This window comes from Pseudomonas sp. BMW13 (assembly GCF_013357275.1).
Classification (GTDB): Bacteria; Pseudomonadota; Gammaproteobacteria; order Pseudomonadales; family Pseudomonadaceae; genus Aquipseudomonas; species Aquipseudomonas khazarica.
On sequence record NZ_SUKD01000009.1, the window covers coordinates 1 to 19,217 of the forward strand.

General features: G+C 66.4%; 20 protein-coding genes. 10 read left to right on the forward strand and 10 right to left on the reverse strand.

The features are described 5' to 3' along the window. Positions 1-87 precede the first annotated feature (87 nt). The 7 genes from E4487_RS08055 to E4487_RS08085 form a co-directional block, all read right to left on the reverse strand. Positions 88-507, reverse strand: a complete 420-nt coding sequence (locus E4487_RS08055) for a GNAT family acetyltransferase (protein WP_134675595.1) — start codon at positions 505-507, stop codon at positions 88-90. A gap of 54 nt (positions 508-561) precedes the next feature. Next, positions 562-1,227 (reverse strand): response regulator transcription factor, encoded by a 666-nt coding sequence (locus E4487_RS08060; protein WP_037057181.1) that lies wholly within the window; start codon positions 1,225-1,227, stop codon positions 562-564. A gap of 23 nt (positions 1,228-1,250) precedes the next feature. Continuing rightward, positions 1,251-1,826, reverse strand: coding sequence for a PQQ-dependent catabolism-associated CXXCW motif protein (locus E4487_RS08065; protein WP_175253098.1), 576 nt, complete (start codon positions 1,824-1,826; stop codon positions 1,251-1,253). 164 nt (positions 1,827-1,990) lie between these two features. Further along, positions 1,991-2,782 carry an ABC transporter permease gene (locus E4487_RS08070; protein ID WP_047589417.1) on the reverse strand — a complete coding sequence of 264 codons (792 nt, stop codon included), beginning with the start codon at positions 2,780-2,782 and terminating at the stop codon, positions 1,991-1,993. Beyond that, a complete protein-coding gene (locus tag E4487_RS08075; RefSeq protein WP_175253099.1) occupies positions 2,779-3,594 on the reverse strand; it encodes an ABC transporter ATP-binding protein in 816 nt (271 codons plus the stop codon). The genes E4487_RS08070 and E4487_RS08075 overlap by 4 nt, the downstream gene beginning before the upstream one ends. Beyond that, positions 3,591-4,556 (reverse strand): YVTN family beta-propeller repeat protein, encoded by a 966-nt coding sequence (locus tag E4487_RS08080; RefSeq protein WP_175253100.1) that lies wholly within the window; start codon positions 4,554-4,556, stop codon positions 3,591-3,593. Before E4487_RS08080 ends, E4487_RS08075 begins: the two co-directional genes overlap by 4 nt. Before the next feature lie 161 nt (positions 4,557-4,717). After that, on the reverse strand, positions 4,718-5,899 hold the full coding sequence (locus E4487_RS08085) for an ABC transporter substrate-binding protein (RefSeq protein WP_134675600.1): 1,182 nt from the start codon (positions 5,897-5,899) through the stop codon (positions 4,718-4,720). A gap of 235 nt (positions 5,900-6,134) precedes the next feature. Between E4487_RS08085 and E4487_RS08090 the strand changes: the two genes are divergently transcribed. The 4 genes from E4487_RS08090 to E4487_RS08105 all read left to right on the forward strand — a co-directional run bounded on the left by E4487_RS08090 (position 6,135) and on the right by E4487_RS08105 (position 9,574). After that, the gene (locus E4487_RS08090) at positions 6,135-6,572 is read left to right on the forward strand and encodes a copper-binding protein (RefSeq protein WP_037057201.1); all 438 of its coding nucleotides are present in this window, start codon (positions 6,135-6,137) and stop codon (positions 6,570-6,572) included. Then, positions 6,573-7,838, forward strand: a complete 1,266-nt coding sequence (locus tag E4487_RS08095; protein ID WP_150605623.1) for a sensor histidine kinase — start codon at positions 6,573-6,575, stop codon at positions 7,836-7,838. It begins immediately after the preceding gene. Next, a complete protein-coding gene (locus tag E4487_RS08100) occupies positions 7,835-8,485 on the forward strand; it encodes a response regulator transcription factor (protein WP_175253101.1) in 651 nt (216 codons plus the stop codon). The genes E4487_RS08095 and E4487_RS08100 overlap by 4 nt, the downstream gene beginning before the upstream one ends. A gap of 162 nt (positions 8,486-8,647) precedes the next feature. Continuing rightward, positions 8,648-9,574 (forward strand): alpha/beta fold hydrolase, encoded by a 927-nt coding sequence (locus E4487_RS08105; protein WP_218952883.1) that lies wholly within the window; start codon positions 8,648-8,650, stop codon positions 9,572-9,574. Positions 9,575-9,673: 99 nt separating this feature from the next. Here E4487_RS08105 and E4487_RS08110 read toward each other — a convergent pair whose 3' ends face one another. Both E4487_RS08110 and exaA read right to left on the reverse strand, forming a co-directional pair. Beyond that, positions 9,674-10,333 (reverse strand): pentapeptide repeat-containing protein, encoded by a 660-nt coding sequence (locus tag E4487_RS08110; protein ID WP_175253102.1) that lies wholly within the window; start codon positions 10,331-10,333, stop codon positions 9,674-9,676. Positions 10,334-10,521: 188 nt separating this feature from the next. Beyond that, positions 10,522-12,384: a quinoprotein ethanol dehydrogenase gene (exaA, locus tag E4487_RS08115; RefSeq protein ID WP_175253103.1), complete on the reverse strand. Its 1,863-nt coding sequence runs from the start codon at positions 12,382-12,384 to the stop codon at positions 10,522-10,524. Positions 12,385-12,713: 329 nt separating this feature from the next. On the opposite strand from exaA, the gene pedF reads away from it, so the two are divergent. From pedF to E4487_RS08135, 4 genes are all read left to right on the forward strand, one after another. Next, entirely contained in the window at positions 12,714-13,133 is a 420-nt protein-coding gene (gene pedF, locus E4487_RS08120; RefSeq protein ID WP_175253104.1) for a cytochrome c-550 PedF, read from the forward strand. A 91-nt stretch (positions 13,134-13,224) separates the two neighbouring features. Next, the gene (locus tag E4487_RS08125) at positions 13,225-14,097 is read left to right on the forward strand and encodes a transporter substrate-binding domain-containing protein (protein ID WP_175253108.1); all 873 of its coding nucleotides are present in this window, start codon (positions 13,225-13,227) and stop codon (positions 14,095-14,097) included. A gap of 16 nt (positions 14,098-14,113) precedes the next feature. Continuing rightward, positions 14,114-14,863, forward strand: a complete 750-nt coding sequence (locus E4487_RS08130) for a quinoprotein dehydrogenase-associated SoxYZ-like carrier (protein ID WP_175253105.1) — start codon at positions 14,114-14,116, stop codon at positions 14,861-14,863. A gap of 85 nt (positions 14,864-14,948) precedes the next feature. Continuing rightward, positions 14,949-15,878: a quinoprotein relay system zinc metallohydrolase 1 gene (locus E4487_RS08135; protein WP_175253106.1), complete on the forward strand. Its 930-nt coding sequence runs from the start codon at positions 14,949-14,951 to the stop codon at positions 15,876-15,878. 490 nt (positions 15,879-16,368) lie between these two features. Here E4487_RS08135 and E4487_RS08140 read toward each other — a convergent pair whose 3' ends face one another. Continuing rightward, a complete protein-coding gene (locus tag E4487_RS08140; RefSeq protein WP_037057534.1) occupies positions 16,369-16,755 on the reverse strand; it encodes a hypothetical protein in 387 nt (128 codons plus the stop codon). A gap of 205 nt (positions 16,756-16,960) precedes the next feature. Between E4487_RS08140 and E4487_RS08145 the strand changes: the two genes are divergently transcribed. After that, a complete protein-coding gene (locus E4487_RS08145; protein ID WP_134675608.1) occupies positions 16,961-18,736 on the forward strand; it encodes a methanol/ethanol family PQQ-dependent dehydrogenase in 1,776 nt (591 codons plus the stop codon). A 403-nt stretch (positions 18,737-19,139) separates the two neighbouring features. After that, on the forward strand, positions 19,140-19,217 hold a 78-nt coding region (locus tag E4487_RS24500), incomplete at its 3' end, for a hypothetical protein (protein WP_257229372.1).

Below are 19,217 nucleotides of genomic sequence, written 5' to 3' on the forward strand. Positions count from 1 at the left end.
GCTCCTACGACAAGCAGAGCCGTAGGGTGGATGTCGCCTTTTACATCCACCGCAGCGGTGGATCGGTGAAGCGTGATCTGCGTGTGATCAATCATCCGCGATCAGGCGCTTGCCCAGGCTCACCGAGGCATCGATCTGGTAACCAAGCCGTTCGTAGAAGGCCAGCGCGGCGGCGTTGGTGTCGCGCACCTGCAGGCTCAGTTTGGGGCAGCCCATGGCCAGCAGCAGCGTCTCGATATGGGCCATCAGCTGGCGCGCCAGGCCGCGCTGGCGCTGCTGCGGGCAGACCGCCAGGTAGTTGACCCAGCCACGATGGCCTTCGTAGCCGGCCATCGCCGAGGCCACCAAGGTGCCGTCGATCTCGCCGACCAGAAACAGCTCGGGCTGCACCTGCAGCTTGCGCTGGATGTCCTTGTACGGATCGTTCCAGGGGCGAGTCAGGTCGCAGCGTTGCCAGAGGTCGACGACGGCGGCTTCGTCGCTCGGTTGAAAGGGGCGGATCAGCATGGCGGACTCCCGTGAATGAGGCCGCCGTTTTAGCACAAGCGGATGACGCTGGCGCTAGCGTCGCAGGTAGGAGGCGAAGTCGATGTCGCCGGCCGAGAGAATCGCCTGCACCCGGTTGTGCACGCCCAGCTTGCGCAGGATGGCCGAGACATGCGCCTTCACCGTGGTCTCGGCGATGTCCAGGCTGTAGGCGATCTGCTTGTTCGACTCGCCCTTGGTCATGCGCTCGAGCACCAGCAGCTGCTTGCGCGTCAGGGCCTGCAACAGTTCCGGCGGGATGCTGTGGTTGTCGTGATGCGGACGCGAGCTGCCGCTCTTCTGCGAGCGGATGATGTCCGGCGGCAGGTAGACGTTGCCGTCGAGAATCTGCGCGATGGCGTCGGTCATCTGCGCCCGTGGCGAGGACTTGGTGATGAAACCCACCGCACCATAGGTGATGGCCTGCAGCACGATCTGCTTGTCCTGTTCGGCGGATACGATCACCACCGGAATGGTCGGCGCCTCGTTGCGCAGGTTCATCAGCCCGCCCAGGCCGTGCATGCCGGGCATGTTCAGGTCGAGCAGGATCAGGTCCAGGTCGTCGTGGTTCTGGGTCAGCTCCAGAGCGCTGTCCAGGTCGGCGGTTTCCATGATCTCGCTACCGGGAAAACCGTCGGCGATGACGTTATGGATGGCTTCACGAAACAGCGGATGGTCGTCGGCAATCAGAATCTTGTACATGGCCTTGCACCTCGTTGTTGTGATTATGGGGTGGCGGTGGGCGTGAGGAAAGCAGCAGGCAGTTCGGCAGGTTGCGCCGGCACCAGGGGCAGGCCGGCCTGCTCCCAGGCGTCGATGCCGTCACGGTACCAGTAGAGCTGGCGGTAGCCCAGGGCATGGGCCCGGCGCGCGGCGTTCCAGCTCAGCCAGCAGTCGGAGCGGCAGTAGAACGCCAGCGGGTGCTGCTGGTCGCCGCCGCTGGCCTGCTCCAGGTAGTGGGCGAAGTAGCGCTGCCACTGGGGCGCGAGGTTGCCATCGCCGGCATTGGCCAGCCACAGGCTGCCGGGGAGGTTGGCGTGGGGCGCATCCTCGATGAAACGACCCTGCAACCAGGGGCGTCGATAGACGTCGATCAGCGTGGTTCGTGGTTGCTCGGCCAGCAGCCGCTGCAGGGCGGGGGTGTCGAGCGTCTGCACGCCTTGCAGCTGTTCCGGCGTGGGGCTGCGGTACTGCGCGCTGCGGTAGCCGTCTGCGTCGAACAGCTCGTCGGACTGCACCAGGCAGACCAGCAGCAGCGAGGCAAGCATCAGGCCTGCACGCAAAGGCAGACGGTACTTCATGGCAAGGCCTCTACTTATAGTTGTCCCGGTATTACAGGCCATGGTCGCAGGCTTGGGAATTCTACGTTGGAGAGGAAAACCAGTACCAAAGTAGTAGAAAGGCCTGGCGGAGCGGCGGCCGACTGCCCGTGGCAGGCGCCAACCGCTCGGGCTGGCGCGCCGTTTCAGCCGGCCTTGCGCAGGGCGGCATGCTGCGGGTTGAAGGTGAGCACGGCGAGCAGCGTCAGCACCAGGCTCAGGCCGATGCAGATCAGCAGTGCCTCCACCTGCAGGCGCAGGTACAGGGCGTTGCGCACCAGCTCCACGGCGTGAGTGAAGGGGTTGAACGCGCACAGCCAGTACAGCCACTCGCTGGACTCGCGCATCTTCCACAGTGGGTAGAGCGCGGACGACAGGAAGAACATGGGGAAGATGACGAAGTTCATCACCCCGGCGAAGTTCTCCAGCTGGCGTATGCCATTGGACAGCAACAGCCCCAGCGCGCTGAGCAGCAGCGCCACCAGCAGCAGCGCCGGCAGGGCGGCGAGCAGGCCCCAGGCCGGTGGTTGCACGCCGTAGACCCAGGCGATGGCGAGGAAGGCGTACACCTGCAGCAGCGAGATCAGCGCCGTGGCCAGCAGCTTGGCCACCAGCAGGAAGGCGCGTGGCAGCGGGCTGGTGAGCAGCACGCGCATGCTGCCCATTTCGCGGTCGTAGACCATCGACAGCGACCCCTGCATGCCGTTGAACAGCAGGATCATGCAGGCCAGGCCCGGCACGATGTAGGTGTCGTAGGTGATGTAGGTGTCGTAGGGCTCGATGATGGCGATGCCCAGCGCCGCACGAAAGCCGGCGGCGAACACCAGCAGCCAGAGCAGCGGACGCACCAGGGCGCTGAGAAAACGCGAGCGCTGCAGGACGAAACGCAGCCATTCGCGCAGCACGATGCCGCGCAGGCATTGCCAGTAGGCGCTCATGCTTGCGGCTCCTCGGTGGAATGTTCGCGGCTGAAGCCGCTCCTGCGGGCCTGGGGATCCAGGTTCGGCCGCAGCGCCTCGCGCACATGGCCACGGCCGAGGGCTTCATCGCCGGTCAGGCGGGCGAAGCTGATGGCCAGGTCATCGCCCAGCTGGCCGGCCTTGCCCCAGGCCACGCGCTGGCCGTGATGGAGGATCAGCAAGTCGTCGGATGGCTCGACCTCGTCGAGCAGATGGGTCGTCCACAGCACGCACAGGCCCTGTTCGCGGCACAGGTTGCGCACGTGCCTGCCCAGCGCCAGGCGGCTGGCCGGGTCGAGCCCGGCGCTGGCCTCGTCGAGCAGCAACAGGCGCGGCTGATGGAGCAGGGCACGGGCGATCTCCACCCGGCGCCGATGGCCGCCATTGAGGGTGCGTACCTTGTCGTGGCGGCGTTCGCCGAGATCCTGGCGCAGCAGCTCCTCTTCGATGCGCGTCTGTGCCTCGCGTCGCGGCATGCCGTGCAGGGCGGCGTGGTAGGCGAGGTTCTGCTGCACCGAGAGGTCGAGGTCCAGCGTGCTCTGCTGGAACACCACGCCCAGCTGGCGCAGCGCCTGGCGCGGGGCGTGGCGCAGGCTGTGGCCGAAGATGCGGATATCGCCCTGTTGCAGGTCGTACAGGCGGGTGAGCAGGGCGATCAGCGTGGATTTGCCGGCGCCGTTGGGGCCGAGCAGGGCGCCGAAGCGGCCGGGCGCCAGTTCGAAGGTCAGCTCGTCGAGCGCACGGCGGGCGCCGTAGGCGAAGCCGAGCGCCTCCACCGCCAGGGCCGTCATGGTGTCACCACCACGCCCCAGGGATAACGGCCGACCTTGATCGACCTGGTCACCTTGAGGCTGTCGACGTCGATCACCGAGACATCGCCACTGACGCCATTGGTGGTCAGCAAGCGCTTCTGGTCCGGCGTGAACTCCAGGTGCCAGACACGCCGGCCCACCAGCAGGTAGTCGAGAATCTCGTAGCTTCTGGCATCCACGACCGCGACGTGATTGGCCGGGCCCAGGGCGATGAAGGCGTACTTGCCATCGTCGCTGAGCTTGACCCCGACCGGCTGCACCTTGTCCGGGTGCACGCCCTTGATGGCGAAGTTGAGCACCTTGAGCACCTGGCGCGAGTCCACGTCGAGCACCGTTACCGTGCCGCCGATCTCGGCCGAGGCCCACAGGCGCTTGCCGTCCTTGTCGAACTCGACATGGCGCGGGCGCTGGTCGACCAGGGTGTTGTCCACCAGTTGCTGGGTGCTGGTGTCGATCCAGTGCAGCATGTTGGTGGTCTCGCTGGTGTTGACCGCCCACTTGCCGTCCGGGCTGACGGCCATGCCTTCGGGCTCCACGCCCACGTCGATCTGCGCCAGTACCTCGTCACTCCGGGCGTCGACCACGGTGACCAGCGCATCGTCCTCGTTGGAGATGTACAGCCAGCGGTCGTTGGGGTGCAGGGCGAACTGCTCGGGGTCGGCGCCGGAGGGCAGCTCCTTGATGATCTTGCGCGTGGCCAGGTCCATCACCTGCACGCGATCCGAGTCGCTGGCGCAGATGTACAGCAGCCTGTTGTCGGAGGACAGCAGCAAGCCGCGCGGGCGCATGCCCACCTTCAGCGTGGCGCTGACTTCCAGGCTGTCCAGGTCGATCACGCTGATGCTGTCGTCCTTCTCGTTGGACACGTAGGCAGTGGCGGCCAGGGCCGAGTGGCAGGCCAGGCCGAAGGCGACGGCGCAGGCGAGACGGGTCAGGCGCATGGGGGTGATCCTCTTGTTGTAGTTGTTGGCGGAGTCCTGCTTCTGTGGGAGGGGCTTCAGCCGCGACAGCCGCCGTTGAAGCCCCTCCCACAGGTGTTCTGTTTTTCTGTAGGAGCCCGCTTGCGGGCGATACCTGGCGATGATCGCCGGCAAGCCGGCTCCTACAGAGGCGTGCCTGCCAGATCGCACTTCACTTCCGGGCGGTCGTAGCCGAGGCTGTCCATCTCGTTGTTCGGGTGCAGGAAACCGTCCTGTGGCGAGGTGCTGACCAGCGCGCGGGGGTGTACCAGCGGGATCGGTTGGCGCAGTTCGCCGTTCCACGGGCGGAAGCTCAGCTTGCGTCCCTTGAAACCGTCCAGCGGCAGCTCGGCGGACAGCGCCAGGCGGCGGATGGCCCCGGGCTCGCTGGCACGTAGCCTGGTCACGGCGGCGGCGATGCTGCGCACGGCCATCCAGGCGGCGAAATCGCGGTCGTTCATCCAGCGCCCGGCCAGCGCCTCGAAGCGCTTCTGCAGCTGCGCGGCGCCGAAGGTTTCCACCGTCTTGTGCCAGGCGGTCGGCGTCAGCCCCTGGGTGCCGGCCACCGGGCGCGGGTACCAGGTGTTGTAGGGCAGGTACTCGCCGAAGTCGCCGCGCTCGTCGGCCACCAGCACCACGTCGTACTCGGTGGCCTGGGTGAACAGCGGCATGTCGGCCTGGGCGCTGCGACGCTGGTCGTTGTCGAAGCTCCACGGCTTCTCGGCGACGATGCGGTGGCCGAAGCGCTTGGCGGCGCGCCTGAGCGCAGCGGCGTAGGCGAGGTCGTCTTCGCTGCTGCCGGTCACCAGCAGCCAGCGCGTCCATTTGCGCACGGCGAGAAACTGCGCCAGGGCGTCGGCGAGCATGGCGCGACTGGGCAGGGTGTGCAGCACATTGCCGAGACATTGCTCGCGGCGCAGCCTGTCATCGGCGCTGCCGGCATTGAGCAGCAGGCTGTCCGGCAGGCGCTGGCTGAGCTGGCGCAGGGTGTCGGCGGGGGCGTTGACCACGAACAGGCGAATGCCGGCCTGGTGCTGCTGTTCGGCGGTGGCGAGCAGCGCCTGCGCCGTGTCGAGCTCGGCGCTTTGCAGTTCGAAGTGCTGCTTGAGGAAGCGGCCGGTGCTGTTGCTGTCGATGATCGCCAGTTCGGCGCCACGGCGCCCCGCATCGCTCGGTTCGGGGATCACGTTGGACAGCAACGGGCCGCGTGGAGGCTGGTACGCCAGGTAGCCGATGCGCACCTGCAGCGCGTCCGCTGCGACGGCGCTCAGCGAGCCGCAGAGGGCGGCGAGGCAGAACAGCAGGCGGCAACTGATGCGGTGCATGGGGCGACTCCGGCAGAGGATGTCGCCAGCATAGGAAGCGTCGCCGTCGCGGGATATATGCCCAAGGTAGCGACGTACACGTACGAAGGTCGTAGTTCGTCACGCCAGTCCGCACCGGCCATGCGCGGGAAACCTGGCCAAAGTAGCAGGCGCCCGCTACCAAGGTAGTAGAACGGTGCGGGCCATTGCTTCTTAGCATGGCGGGCAACGACCCATAACAATAACGGTGCCTGCCATGCGAACCTTCAAAGCCCTGCTGCTGCCCCTGCTGCTGATCATCAGCCTGCTCGGTGTCGACCAGCTGCACGCCGCCGGTGATCTGACCCGCCGCCCGGTGGCGCTGCCTGACCTGGTGCTGGGCAACGATGACAGCGACTACTTCATGTCGCAGAACGAATACCAGCTGGAGACGGGCCAGGCCTACCAGCTGCGGATCGTCTCCAACGGGCAGAAGGAATACGCCTTCCAGGCACCGGAGTTCGCCACGTCCATCTACCTGCGCAAGGTCGAGGCCGGTGGCGTCGAGGTCAAGGCGGTGACCCTGACCGAGCTGGAGTTCGAGGACGCCGGCGAGGCGGAGATCTTCTTCGTGCCGGTCAAACCGGGCAAGTTCCGCTTCTATGCCAAGGGCCTGGAAGGCAAGGGCATGCTCGGGCATTTCGTGATCAAGTAGATGACCGCGCTCGGCCGCATCAACCTGTGCGTCAGCCTGCTGTTCATGCTGGTGACCCTGGCCGGCCTGGCGCTGCTGCTGCGTCAGGCCAGTCATGACGTGCAGCGCGAGCTGCAGGCCGCCGAGGCGGTGCTGGAGTACCTGGGCGAGGTGGCGCGCAGCAACCCCGACAGCCTGCGCCCCGAGCTGACCGAGAACCTGCGGCATATCCGCGTGAGCTGGCTGCAGCCCGGCGAGCGGCCCAGGCAGCAGAGCGAGAACCTGGTCGAGCACTGGATCGCCGAGCGCCTGCTGGGCTCGGCACTGCTGCTGGCCGACAGCTGGCCGCTGGCCGATGGGCGCCGGCTGCGTATCGCCCTCGATCCCTATGACGAGATCGAGGAAATCTACGATTCGCTGCTGCAACTGCTGCTGCTCAGCAGCTTCGCCCTGATCCTCTGCCTGCTCAGCATCCGCTTCGCCGTGCGCCGTGGCCTGCGCGTACTGGACGAGCTGTTCACCGGCCTGCGAGAGGTCGGTGCCGGCCATTTCGACACCCGCCTGCAGAGCCACGGCATGGCCGAGGCGCAGCGTCTGGCCGGGCACTTCAACGACATGGCGACCACCCTGCAGCAGGTCCAGGCGGACAACGCCGAGCTGACCCAGGCGCTGCTGGAGTTGCAGGAGCGCGAGCGCGCCCGTCTCGGCCAGACCCTGCACGATGACCTGGGCCAGTACCTCAGCGGGATCCGCGCCCAGGCCTGCCTGCTCAAGGTGGTTGCCGACCGGCCCTTGCAGGTGCAGGACACCGCGCGCCTGCTGGACGGCAACTGCGAGCGCCTGCAGCAGGGCTTTCGCAGCCTGATCCGCGATCTCTATCCGGTGGTGCTGGAACGCATGGAACTTGGCGTGGCGCTGCAGCAACTGGCCGTCGACTGGCAGCAGGCGCACGGCATCCGCTGCCGGTTGATGCTGGGGGCGCACCTGCCCAGCCTGCCGCTGGCGAGCAAGGCGCATCTGTATCGCCTGGTGCAGGAGGCGCTGACCAACGTCGCCCGGCACGCCGAGGCCAGCGAAGTGCGCATTCGCCTGCAACGACGCGGCCAGGGCTTGCGCCTGCTGGTCCGCGACGATGGCCGTGGCACCACGTTGCCATTGCGCCCCGGCATAGGCCTGCGTTCGATGCGTGAACGCAGCCGCAGCCTCGGTGCCGAACTGCGCCTGTACAGCCGGCCGCAGGCAGGCTGGGCGGTGTGCCTGAAGATTCCCCTGGAGGCGAGGCGATGAAAGTGCTGCTGGTGGACGACCATGCCGTGGTGCGCCAGGGCTACGCCAGCCTGTTGTGCGCCCTGTTGCCGGAGGTGCAGCTGCGCGAGGCCTGCGATGGCGAGCAGGCCTTGCAGCGCGTGCAGGAGGAGATCCCGAACCTGGTGATCATGGACATCGGTCTGCCTGGCATCAGCGGCCTGGAAACCACCCGGCGCCTGCGCCAGCGCCTGCCGCAGCTGCGCGTCCTGTTCTTCAGCATGCATGACGAGCTGCCCCTGGTGCGCCAGGCGCTGGATGCCGGCGCCATCGGCTATCTGACCAAGAACTCGTCGCCGGACGTGCTGGTGGAGGCGGTCCGGCGCACCGCCGCCGGCCACGCCTACATCGAGCAGCAACTGGCCACCCAGCTGGCCTGCAACCCGGCCAGCGCAGGCGGGACCGACCCGCGCCTGCGCGAGCTGACCCAGCGCGAGTTCGAGATCTTCGTCATGCTCGCCCGTGGCCTGCCGCCTCGGCAGATCGCCGAGAAGCTGTGCATCAGCGCCAAGACCCTGTCCAACTATCAGACCCTGGTGAAGAACAAGCTGCAGATCGGCTCGCAGGCCGAACTGGTGCACCTGGCCATCGACAGTGGGGTGGTGCGGGTGGGCATGGAGAGCGCCTGAGATCGCTCCAGCGGAAATCCCGTGCAATCGATCGGCTCGGCACGGGGCAGCGATCCGGTGTAGATTCCGCGGCAGACTCAGCAGGCCTCGTCTGCTGCAACGCGGCAGGCCCCGGTCCGGCCGATATGGCACGAGGCGCGCTCGACAATCAGGGAGATAGCCATGAACAAAGGGATACCTGTCGCACTCTGCATGCTGGCGTTGGCGGCGAGCGGCGGCGCTTCTGCAGCCGGGAGCGCTGCGTTGCCGCGCCAGGATGGTTCATCCATCACCTACTACCTGGATGGCAACGGCAGTCGGACCTTGCTGGTGCTGATGCAGGGCTCGGACTGCAACAGCGTGGCGCACAACCCGGTCATCAACGAGCAGTTCTCCACCTTGCTCGAGGGGGCCGATGTCCTGACGGTGGAGAAATACGGGCTCACCCGCGCGACTGCCTGGAACCCGGCGGGGGACAGCCCCGACTGCCCCGAGTCGTATTTCAGCCATGATTCGCCGGAGCAGAGAGCCCGTGACTACCTGCAGGTGATCGACGCCCTGGCCGGGCAGTACGGCTATGAGCAGCTGGTGCTGCTGGGGGGCAGTGAAGGCGCGGTGGTGGCGGCGCTGGTCGCTTCTCGGCGCGAGGACGTCAGCGCGCTGGTGACCCTCAACGGGGGTGGCCGGTTCTTTCACGACGACGTTCTGTACAGCATGGTTCGCGAGCTTCCCCCGGCGGCACTCGACGAGGCCAGGGCCGGGTTCCTGGGGTTCCGGGACAGCGTGATGAATGCCGAGACGATGGACCTGCGGATGAGTGGCCACGGTTTTCGCTGGTGGAAGAGCATGTTCAGCCTCGACCAGCGCGCCACCTTGCAGCAGGTCGAGGCGCCGTTGCTGATCGTCCAGGCGGAGCGCGACGAAAGCGTGTCGCCTGGCCTGGCGCGCGAGCAGGCGGAGCAGCTGCGCGAGGGCAAGAGCAACGTCGATTTCCTGCTGGTCGAGAATGTCGACCACAAGTTCAGGGACGACGCCGGCGAGAGCCGCACCGACGCGGTGATCGCGTCCGTCCGGGGCTGGCTCGGCCAGCAGCGAGTCGCCTGGAACTAGCCTGGCCAGCGCTGGATGAAGAAAGCGTCATCCACCCTACCCATTGCGTAGGGTGGACAACGCGAAGCTTGTCCACCTTGGGCCGCATCGTGTCATGCCTCAATCCCAGCCTTTCGGGCAGGCCACGCACCCCGGCATGTTGGCGCCCTGGAAGTTGCCGAAGCGCACCCGTGCGCCGCTGAGGTTGGCATTCTCCAGGTTGGAGCCGCCGAGCTTCACTTCCTGCAAATTGGCATCTTCGAGGTGCGCGCCCTTGAGGTCGGCCTTGCTCAGCCAGGTCATTTCCAGGTTGGCCGCCTGCAGTTGCACGTCGTGCAGCTTGGCCCCGGAAAGACGGGCGAACTCCAGGTTGGCGGCACGCATGTCGGCGCCTTCGAATTGCGCGGCCTGGGCGAACAGGCCCCAGCCGCCGATGGCCACCAGGCTGGCGCCGGAGAGGTCGGCCAGGCGCAGGTTGCTCTGCTGCAGGCTGGCGCGGTTGAGGTTGGCGCCGCGCAGCGTGGCCTTCTCCAGATTGGCCAGGTCGAGGTTGACGTGGCGCAGGTCCGCGCCGGACAGGTCGGCACCGGAGAGATCCATGTGGCGCATGTCCAGGTTGCGCAGGTCGGCCCCGCGCAGGTTGGCGTTGGGGCATTTGCTCTCGGGTTCGATGCGGCAGCCGTTGATCAGTGGCACGCCGTCGTTGTCGGTCTCGGCGCCGATGGCGTGGCTGCCGAGCACCAGCAGCAGGGCTGGGACGAGCAGGGGCAGGTGGTTCATGGCGAGTCCTCGGGTGAATTGATGGGGGAGGCGGTTGCGGCTAAAGCCCCTCCCACAGGCGGTGCGCCTGGTGCGTAGTCTGGGTGGAGCGGAGCGAACCCCAGGCAAGGCGCTGAATCGCAATGCGGCCCAGCCACTCCTACGAGTAAGGGCCTGGCGCACCGCGAAGGACGCCAGGCCTGTTGCCGTCAGCGTTGGGCGCTGGCCTTGTCCCAGCTGGGCAGCTTGAACACCCAGAAGGAGCCGCCCTGGGCCACCGGCTTGGTCAGCTCGGCCATATCGCCACCCCACAGCGGAACCGCGCCGCCGTAGCCGGCAGTCACGCCGATGTATTGCTCGCCGTCCTGCTCCCAGGTGATGGGCGGGGAGATGATCCCGGTGCCGACCTGGAACTTCCACAGCTCCTTGCCGTTCTTGGCGTCGAAGGCCTTGAAGTAGCCGTCGCCGGTACCGGTGAACACCAGGTTGCCCCTGGTCGCGAGCACGCCAGCCCACAGCGGCAGGCGCTCCTTGTGTTCCCAGGCGACCTTGCCGGTGGTCGGGTTCATGGCGCGCAGGATGCCGACGTGATCGTCGTACAGGCGCTTGATGCGGAAGCCCATGCCCAGGTAGGCGGAGCCCTTCTTGTAGTGCGCTTCCTCGGCCCAGTAGTCCTCCTTCCAGTGGTTGGCCGGTACGTAGAACAGGCCGGTGTCCTGGCTGTAGGCCATGGGGTTCCAGTTCTTGCCGCCGAGGAAGGGGGGCGAGACCTCGACCACGGCACCCTTGGTTTCGCCGGCTTTCGGCTTGGGCGGACGCTGGCCTTCGTTCTCCACCGGACGCCCGGTCTTCAGGTCGATGTGGCTGGCCCAGGTGATCTTGTCGACGAAGGGGAAGGCGTTCTTCAGCTTGCCGTTGGCGCGGTCGACCACGTAGAAGAAGCCGTTGCGGTCGGCGTGCGCGGTGGCCTTGGTGACCTTGCCGTTCTTGTCCTTGTAGTCGAACAGCACCAGTTCGTTGTTGCCGGAGAAGTCCCAGGCATCGTTCGGCGTGTGCTGGTAGAACCACTTCACCTCACCGGTGGTGGGGTCGACGCCGACCTGGCCGGAGGTGTACAGGCTGTCGTAGTCGTGCGGGTTGCCGCCGTCGCTGGTGCGTGCCCAGCCGTTCCACGGTGCCGGGTTGCCGGCGCCGATGATGATGGTGTTGGTTTCGGCATCGAAACTGGCGCTCTGCCACGGCGCGCCGCCACCCTGGCTCCAGGCTGCCTTCTTGCCGGTCGGGTGGTTGGGGTCATCCGGCCAGCTGGGGGCTTTCACGTCGCCGGTCGGGGTGCTGTCCTGGCCATTGAGACGGCCCATGTGGCCTTCGACGAACGGGCGCATCCAGACTTCCTCGCCGCTGTCGGGGTCGCGGGCGAACAGGCGGCCGACCACGCCGAATTCGTCACCGGAGCTGCCGTGGATCAGCAGTACCTTGCCGGTCTTCTGGTCCTTCACGAGGGTCGGGGCGCCGGTCATGGTGTAGCCGGCGGAGTGATCGCCGAACTTCTTGTTCCACACCACCTTGCCGGTGTCCTTGTTCAGTGCCACGACGCGCGCGTCGAGGGTGCCGAAGTAGATCTTGTCGCCATAGATGGCGGCGCCACGGTTGACCACGTCGCAGCACGGGCGGATGTCGTCGGGCAGGCGGTGGCTGTAGGTCCACAGGCGCTTGCCGGTCTTGGCGTCCAGGGCGAATACCCGCGAGTAGGAGCCGGTCACGTAGACCACGCCGTCGTGGATGATGGCCTGGGACTCCTGGCCGCGCTGCTTCTCGTCACCGAAGGAGTAGCTCCAGGCCGGGGTCAGCTTGAACACGTTGTCGGCGTTCACCCGGGCCAGCGGGCTCCAGCGCTGGGCGTTGGTGCCCATGCCGTACTGCAGCACATTGCTGGTGGTGCTGTGGTCGTTGGCGATGTCGTCCCAGGTGACCGGCTTGGCCAGTGCAGCCTGGCTCAGCGCCAGGCCACCCGCCAGCATCAGGGCAAGCGCCAGGGGGCGTGGGGTGCTGGGTAGGTTTGTTGTTGTCATCGTTGTGCTTCCCATTTGAGGTGGTAGGTCGCCGCAGTGGCACCGCAAGAATGCGGTTCTGGAGATGCCCTGCAGAGGCAAGCCGATGGTGGAACCCGGCCACCTGCGCGCCTACGGAAAAACTCCCGCCTTTGCCGGGAGGATTTCCCGGCCGGCACATGACTTGGCCTTGCTGCCAAGGCACTGGCAGAACCCCCACCCAAGCCCTACTACCAAGGGACTAGGACGCGACCACCAAAGCAGCATTCGATGCTCTGCGCGGCCTTTCTAAGATGGTCGCCACGAGCTCTGAACGGGCTGTCTTGCGTGCATTAGATGAGGTCCTAGCCATGAACAAGAAGATCCACTCCACCCTGGCGCTGCTGTTGCTCGCCGCATCGACCAACCTCTGGGCGCATGGCGATGTGGTCCCGCAGGCGGTCAATACCGACGGACTGGAGCCGCTGGGTGAGGAATGGCTGGAGGAAAACCCTTATCGCGATAACCCGCGGGCGATCGAGATCGGCTCCTCGGCGTACAACCAGAACTGCGCCGCGTGCCATGGCCTGGAGGCCAAGTCCGGTGGCATCGCCCCGGACCTGCGTCTGCTGGAGCTGGGTGCCACGGGTGACGAGTGGTTCAAGGAGCGCGTGATCAACGGTGCGGTGCGCGATGGCCGCGTGTACATGCCGAAGATGGCCGACTACCTCAGCCAGGAGGCGCTGTGGGCGGTGCGCAGCTACCTGGAGAGCGTGCACGTCGAGGAGTGAGAGGCGGATGATCGATCTCCTGCACTCGGCCTCGCGCGCTGCGGCGCGACTCACTCATGCACGCGGCGATGCCGGCATGATCGCAGTGGGTGTGCGCCAGCTGATCCTCCTGTGCGGCCTGCTGCTGTCACTGGGGGCGGCCCAGGCGCAGGTGCGCGACTACGACCGCATTCAGGAGGAGGGCGTGCTGCGGGTCGCGCTGTACCAGAACTTTCCGCCCTACAGCTTCGAGCAGGACGGCCAGCCACGTGGCGTCGACTTCGAGCTGGTCAAGGCATTGGCCGAGGGCCTGGGCCTGAAGCTGCAGGTGATCTGGGCGCCGCCAGGGGAAAAGCTCGACGACGACCTGCGCGATTACATCTGGCGTGGCCGGGTCACCGCGCAGGGGCAACTGGCCGACCTGATGATGCGCGTGCCCTATGACCGCGAGTTCGCGCAGCTGCGCAACGAGCTGGGTGAGCTGGTCAACGAGCGCGTGGTGATGTTCGGTCACTATCAGCGCGAACGCTGGCAGCTTGCCTACGACCGACGCCGCCTGGCCGAGGTGCCGAGCATCAATGCGCTGCAGAACCATCCCGTGGGCGTGGAAGTGGACAGTGTGCCGTCGTTCTACCTCAGCTCGGTGCGCGATGGCCTGCTGCGCTCGCAGGCGCGTCACTATCCGTCGCCGAGCCTGGCGTTCGCCGCCATGCGCACTGGCGAGGTGGATGCGGTGATGGCCCTGCGTGGTGAGGTGGACTGGCTGCTGCATGAGGCGGGCGATGCGCAACTGGTGCGGGCCGACAACGCCTACCCGGACATGGGACGGCAGATCTGGGACGTCGGCATGGCGGTGCATGAGAGCAACCGGCAGCTGGCCTATGCCCTGGAAGAGCAACTGGAGAAGCTGATTCTCGATGGCTCGGTCGAGCGCCTGTATGCGCACTACGGCCTGCGCTACGAGAAGCCTGAACAATATCAATAACGGGCGGAGGTGGACGATGGATTGGCGTAGCCTGGTGATGCTGGCCCTGTTCGCCTGGGCCTGGGAGGTGCGGGCGGCTGCGCCCGATCCGGTCACCTCGGTGATGTGGGACTACTACCATCAGCGCCTGCTCGATGGGCAGCCCTTCGTCTTCGACGAGCGGATACGCCTCGAGGTGCCGCCGTTCGCCGAGGATGCCCGCCAGGTGCCGATCCGTATCGACGCCAGCGCCTACCGCGGCAAGGTCAGGCGCATCCTGGCCTGGGCCGAACTCAACCCGATCCCGCGCATTCTCGACTTCAGCCCCGGCAAGCAACTGGAACCGAGCCTGGCCATTCGTATCCGCGTCGAGCAGGCCACGCCGATCCGCGCGGCGGTGCTCACCGAGGATGGCGTCTGGCATGTCGGCTCGGCCCGTATCGAAGCCGCTGGCGGGGGCTGCACGGCGCCTAGCGTGGTGCGTGCCGAAGCCGGCTGGGAGGAGCGCCTCGGCCAGGTGCTGGGCAAGCGCTTCGTGCGTGGCGACGACAGCCGCCTGCGTCTGCAGGTCTCGCACCCGATGGATAACGGCCTGGTCGGCGGCATCCCCGAGTTCTACATCGAACAGGCCGAACTGCGCAGCGCCGATGGCCAGGTGCTGGGGCGCCTCGAGTTGTTTCCGGCGGTCAGCGAGAACCCGACGCTGACCTTCGACCTGCGCGGTGACCAGCCTGCCGAACTGTGGCTGCGCGACAACAACGGCAACGAGTTCCAGGCGGCGTTCTGAGCACGGCGGCTTGCCACATGCACAACCATTTTGGGGCACGTCCAGAACCGCAGGTGGTTCCTGAGGTGCCCTCCAGGGGGCTTCCATGCGCTGGATACTACTGCTGACCTGTCTGCTCGCCGGCCTGGCGCAGGCGCTCGACTATCAGATGCAGCCGCGACAGATCGCCGAGGGCGTCTGGCTGGTGGAGGGCAGCACCGACAACTTCGCCGCGGAGAATGGCGGCAACATCGTCAACGTCGGCTTCATCGAGACCGCCGCTGGTGTGGTGGTGATCGATACCGGGCCCTCGCGTCGCTACGGCGAGGCGTTGCGCCAGCGTATCGAACAGGTGACCGGCAAGCCGCTGCTGCGCGTGCTGCTCACTCATCACCACCCGGATCACGTGCTGGGCAACCAGGCCTTCAGCGACGTGCCCATCGCCGCGTTGCCGGGTACCACCCGCCTGCTGGCCGAACAGGGCGACGCCATGGCGGAGAACATGTATCGCCTGGTCGGTGACTGGATGCGGGGTACCGAGGTGGTGTTGCCCAGCGAGGCGCTGGAGGAAGGTGAGCTGGAGATTGGCGGGCGGCGTCTGCGCCTGCTGGCGCTGCGCGGGCACACCGGCGCCGATCTGGCGATTCTCGATGAGCGCAGCGGCGTGCTGTTTGCCGGCGATCTGCTGTTCTACCAGCGGGCGCTGACCACGCCGAACAGCCCTGGGCTGGACGTATGGCTGGCCGACCTGGACCGCCTCGAAGCCTTGCCCTGGAGGCAGATCGTGCCTGGTCACGGGCCGCTGGCCACGGATGCGGCGCCTTTCGTGCAGATGCGTGATTACCTGGGGTGGCTCGATGGCGTGCTGCGCCAGGGGGCGGAGCAGGGCGCGGAGATGAACGAGCTGATACGTGCGCCGATCCCCGAGCGCTTCGCCGGGGTCAGCCTGAGCCGCTACGAGCTGATCCGCAGTGTCAGCCACCTCTATCCGCGCTACGAGCGCAATGCCATGGGCCGGGTGGATCGCCAGGAGTAACGGCGCCGCGCGCCGCGCTTACCCGCATCGTAGCCCGGATGAAATCCGGGAGTGTGGACACGGTTTCCCGGATTACATCCGGGCTACGGGCCGATCTGATCCAGGTCACAGGTTGCCCTTGTAGGAGCGGCTTTAGCCGCGATTCACGCGCCAGGGCGTCGCCGCTGAAGCGCCTCCCACGGTCAGGTAGCCCGGATGAAATCCGGGGCGTGGGCATGGTTTCCCGGATTTCATCCGGGCTACGGGCCGATCTGGTCAGGGCCATAGGCTGCCTCTGTGGGAGGGGCTTCAGCCGCGACCCGCGCACCAGAGCGTCGCCGCTGAAGTGCCTCCCACGGTCAGTGGTAGCCCGGATGAAATCCGGGGGCGTGGGTATGGTTTCCCGGATTACATCCGGGCTACGGGCCGATCTGACCAGGGCCACAGGTTGCCTCTGTGGGAGGGGCTTCAGCCGCGACCCGCGCGCCAGGGCGTCGCCGCCGATCAGCAATCAGAGCTCTTCGTCGTCGCGAATCAGTACGTAGTGACGGCCGTGCTCGGTTTCTTCGTGGTCGTAGACGTAGTACATCACCACTTCGCTGAGACTGACCTGCACGGCGACGTAGTCGCCACTCTCGACCATGAAGAAGGCCTTGGTGGCCGGCTTGGCCAGGCACTCGATATGGGCGGTGACGAAGTGCAGTGGGTCTTCCTCGCCGAAGTAGTCCTCGCGCTGGTGAGCATCCCAGTCGGTCGGTGGCTCGAAGGAGCCGGTGAGCAGGACCTTGCCGTCGCCCAGGTCCTGCTCTTCGGCATCCGGGTCCTGCTCGTCGGGGCGATAGACCGTGCAGTCCAGCGCATCGGGATGATCGAGAATTTCCTGGCGTGGATGGGGCACGGGTGTCTCCGGTCGATGGGTGCGGGGCGGCCAAGTGTCGGGCAAAGCGATTACCACTGCAATCGCGCCGATGCAGGTATTGCTACCAAGGAACGAGGAAAATCGGCTGGGGGTGCAATTGTTGGGGCGCCGGGTCGGGCCAAGAATTTGCGGCAGACCGGGAAAATTTCCCGGCAATAACAATGAACCCGCAGAGGTAGCCGCAATGAAACGTACCGGTCTTCGCCAGCCCTTCCTCCTCACCGCGCTGTGTGCAGCGATGCTGATGCCGTCCGCCGCCGCGCTGGCGGTCACCGACGCCGAGATTCTCAAGGACGCCACCACCACCGACGAGATCGTCACCAATGGCCTCGGCCTGCAGGGTCAGCGCTACAGCCCGCTGAACATCCTCAACGAGCAGAACGTCAAGGAGCTGCGCCCGGTGTGGACCATGTCCTTCGGCGGCGAGAAGCAGCGTGGCCAGCAGGCGCAGCCGATGATCAAGGACGGCGTGATGTACGTCACCGCGTCCTACTCGCGGGTGTTCGCCGTCGATGCGCGCACGGGCCGTGAGCTGTGGCAGTACGAGGCGCGTCTGCCGGACGACATCCGCCCGTGCTGCGACGTGATCAACCGTGGCGTGGCGCTGTACGACGACCTGGTGATCTTCGGTACCCTGGACGCCAAGCTGATCGCCCTGAACAAGGACACCGGCAAGGTGGTCTGGAGCAAGCGCGTGGCCGACCACAAGGCCGGTTACTCGATCACCGCCGCGCCGCTGGTGGTCAACGGCAAGCTGATCACCGGCGTGTCCGGTGGCGAATTCGGCGTGGTCGGCAAGATCGAGGCCTACGACCCGAAGAACGGCCAGGTGCTGTGGAGCCGTCCGACCGTCGAAGGCCACATGGGCTACGTCTACAAGGACGGCAAGGCGGTGGAGAACGGCATCAGCGGCGGCGAGGCCGGCAAGACCTGGCCGGGCGACCTGTGGAAGACCGGCGGCGCCGCGCCGTGGCTCGGCGGCTACTACGACGCCGACACCAACCTGCTGTTCTTCGGCACTGGCAACCCGGCGCCCTGGAACTCGCACCTGCGTCCGGGCGACAACCTGTATTCCTCCTCGCGCCTGGCGCTGAACCCGGACGACGGCACCATCCAGTGGCACTTCCAGACCACTCCGCACGACGGCTGGGACTTCGACGGCGTCAACGAGCTGATCTCCTTCGACTACCAGGATGGCGGCAAGACCGTGAAGGCCGCGGCCACGGCGGACCGCAACGGCTTCTTCTACGTGCTCGACCGCACCAACGGCAAGTTCATCCGTGGTTTCCCCTTCGTCGACAAGATCACCTGGGCCAAGGGCCTGGACAAGAATGGCCGGCCGATCTACGACGACAGCAATCGTCCGGGCTCGCCGAGCGCCAAGGAAAAGGGCAGCAGCGTGTTCTCGGCGCCGGCCTTCCTCGGCGCGAAGAACTGGATGCCCATGGCCTACAACCGTGACACCGGGCTGTTCTACGTGCCGTCCAACGAGTGGGGCATGGACATCTGGAACGAGGACATCGCCTACAAGAAGGGCGCGGCCTATCTCGGTGCCGGTTTCACCATCAAGCCGCTCAACGAGGACTATATCGGCGTGCTGCGCGCCATCGATCCGAAGAGCGGCAAGGAGGTCTGGCGCCAGACCAACTACGCGCCGCTGTGGGGCGGGGTGCTGACCACCAAGGGCAACCTGGTGTTCACCGGCAACCCGGAAGGCTACCTGCAGGCCTTCAATGCCAGGACCGGTGAGAAGGTCTGGGAATTCCAGACCGGCTCCGGGGTGATCGGCTCGCCGGTGACCTGGGAGATGGATGGCGAGCAGTACGTCTCCGTGCTGTCCGGCTGGGGCGGTGCGGTGCCGCTGTGGGGGGGCGAGGTGGCCAAGCGCATCAAGCACCTGAATCAGGGCGGCATGCTGTGGACCTTCAAGCTGCCGAAGGAGCTGGTGGCCAAGCACTGATCGCCGGGCGGCCAGCTCATCGGCCCCCTCGCTCATTGCCGGGAGAGGGGGCTGATCGCTGGCTGCTCCGGATTTCCTGACAACTCGAAGCCGATGGCCGGACCCTGTCCGGCCATCGGCGTTTCCGGGGGCGCGCCAAGCGCACCAGGCTGCTGCGAAATGCCACGGGCGAATTTTCGCCTGCGGGAACGCAAGACGCAGCGAACGGGTCTAGCCTTTAGCTTCCGCAGTCTCGCGCCTCGCTGCCAAAGGCCCATGCCAGAGAGCTTGCCGCTCTACTACCAAATGACTAGGCGATCTGTGCCATGGGCGCATACCGAGGTTCCGGGGGGCTTCCTAAGATCGAACCATGACTCGTTCCAACTACCGGGAGCGGGCTCCGACAACAAGAGAGGTCAGCATCATGATTTACGCGAAACCGGGTACAGCAGGCGCCGTCGTCACCCTCAAGCCGCGCTACGGCAACTACATCGGTGGTGAA

Coding starts and splice junctions, on each gene's coding strand:
- E4487_RS08055 (WP_134675595.1), bottom strand. CDS start 507: ATGCTGATCCGCCCCTTTCAACCGAGCGACGAAGCCGCCGTCGTCGAC.
- E4487_RS08060 (WP_037057181.1), bottom strand. CDS start 1,227: ATGTACAAGATTCTGATTGCCGACGACCATCCGCTGTTTCGTGAAGCC.
- E4487_RS08065 (WP_175253098.1), bottom strand. CDS start 1,826: ATGAAGTACCGTCTGCCTTTGCGTGCAGGCCTGATGCTTGCCTCGCTG.
- E4487_RS08070 (WP_047589417.1), bottom strand. CDS start 2,782: ATGAGCGCCTACTGGCAATGCCTGCGCGGCATCGTGCTGCGCGAATGG.
- E4487_RS08075 (WP_175253099.1), bottom strand. CDS start 3,594: ATGACGGCCCTGGCGGTGGAGGCGCTCGGCTTCGCCTACGGCGCCCGC.
- E4487_RS08080 (WP_175253100.1), bottom strand. CDS start 4,556: ATGCGCCTGACCCGTCTCGCCTGCGCCGTCGCCTTCGGCCTGGCCTGC.
- E4487_RS08085 (WP_134675600.1), bottom strand. CDS start 5,899: ATGCACCGCATCAGTTGCCGCCTGCTGTTCTGCCTCGCCGCCCTCTGC.
- E4487_RS08090 (WP_037057201.1), top strand. CDS start 6,135: ATGCGAACCTTCAAAGCCCTGCTGCTGCCCCTGCTGCTGATCATCAGC.
- E4487_RS08095 (WP_150605623.1), top strand. CDS start 6,573: ATGACCGCGCTCGGCCGCATCAACCTGTGCGTCAGCCTGCTGTTCATG.
- E4487_RS08100 (WP_175253101.1), top strand. CDS start 7,835: ATGAAAGTGCTGCTGGTGGACGACCATGCCGTGGTGCGCCAGGGCTAC.
- E4487_RS08105 (WP_218952883.1), top strand. CDS start 8,648: ATGAACAAAGGGATACCTGTCGCACTCTGCATGCTGGCGTTGGCGGCG.
- E4487_RS08110 (WP_175253102.1), bottom strand. CDS start 10,333: ATGAACCACCTGCCCCTGCTCGTCCCAGCCCTGCTGCTGGTGCTCGGC.
- exaA (WP_175253103.1), bottom strand. CDS start 12,384: ATGACAACAACAAACCTACCCAGCACCCCACGCCCCCTGGCGCTTGCC.
- pedF (WP_175253104.1), top strand. CDS start 12,714: ATGAACAAGAAGATCCACTCCACCCTGGCGCTGCTGTTGCTCGCCGCA.
- E4487_RS08130 (WP_175253105.1), top strand. CDS start 14,114: ATGGATTGGCGTAGCCTGGTGATGCTGGCCCTGTTCGCCTGGGCCTGG.
- E4487_RS08135 (WP_175253106.1), top strand. CDS start 14,949: ATGCGCTGGATACTACTGCTGACCTGTCTGCTCGCCGGCCTGGCGCAG.
- E4487_RS08145 (WP_134675608.1), top strand. CDS start 16,961: ATGAAACGTACCGGTCTTCGCCAGCCCTTCCTCCTCACCGCGCTGTGT.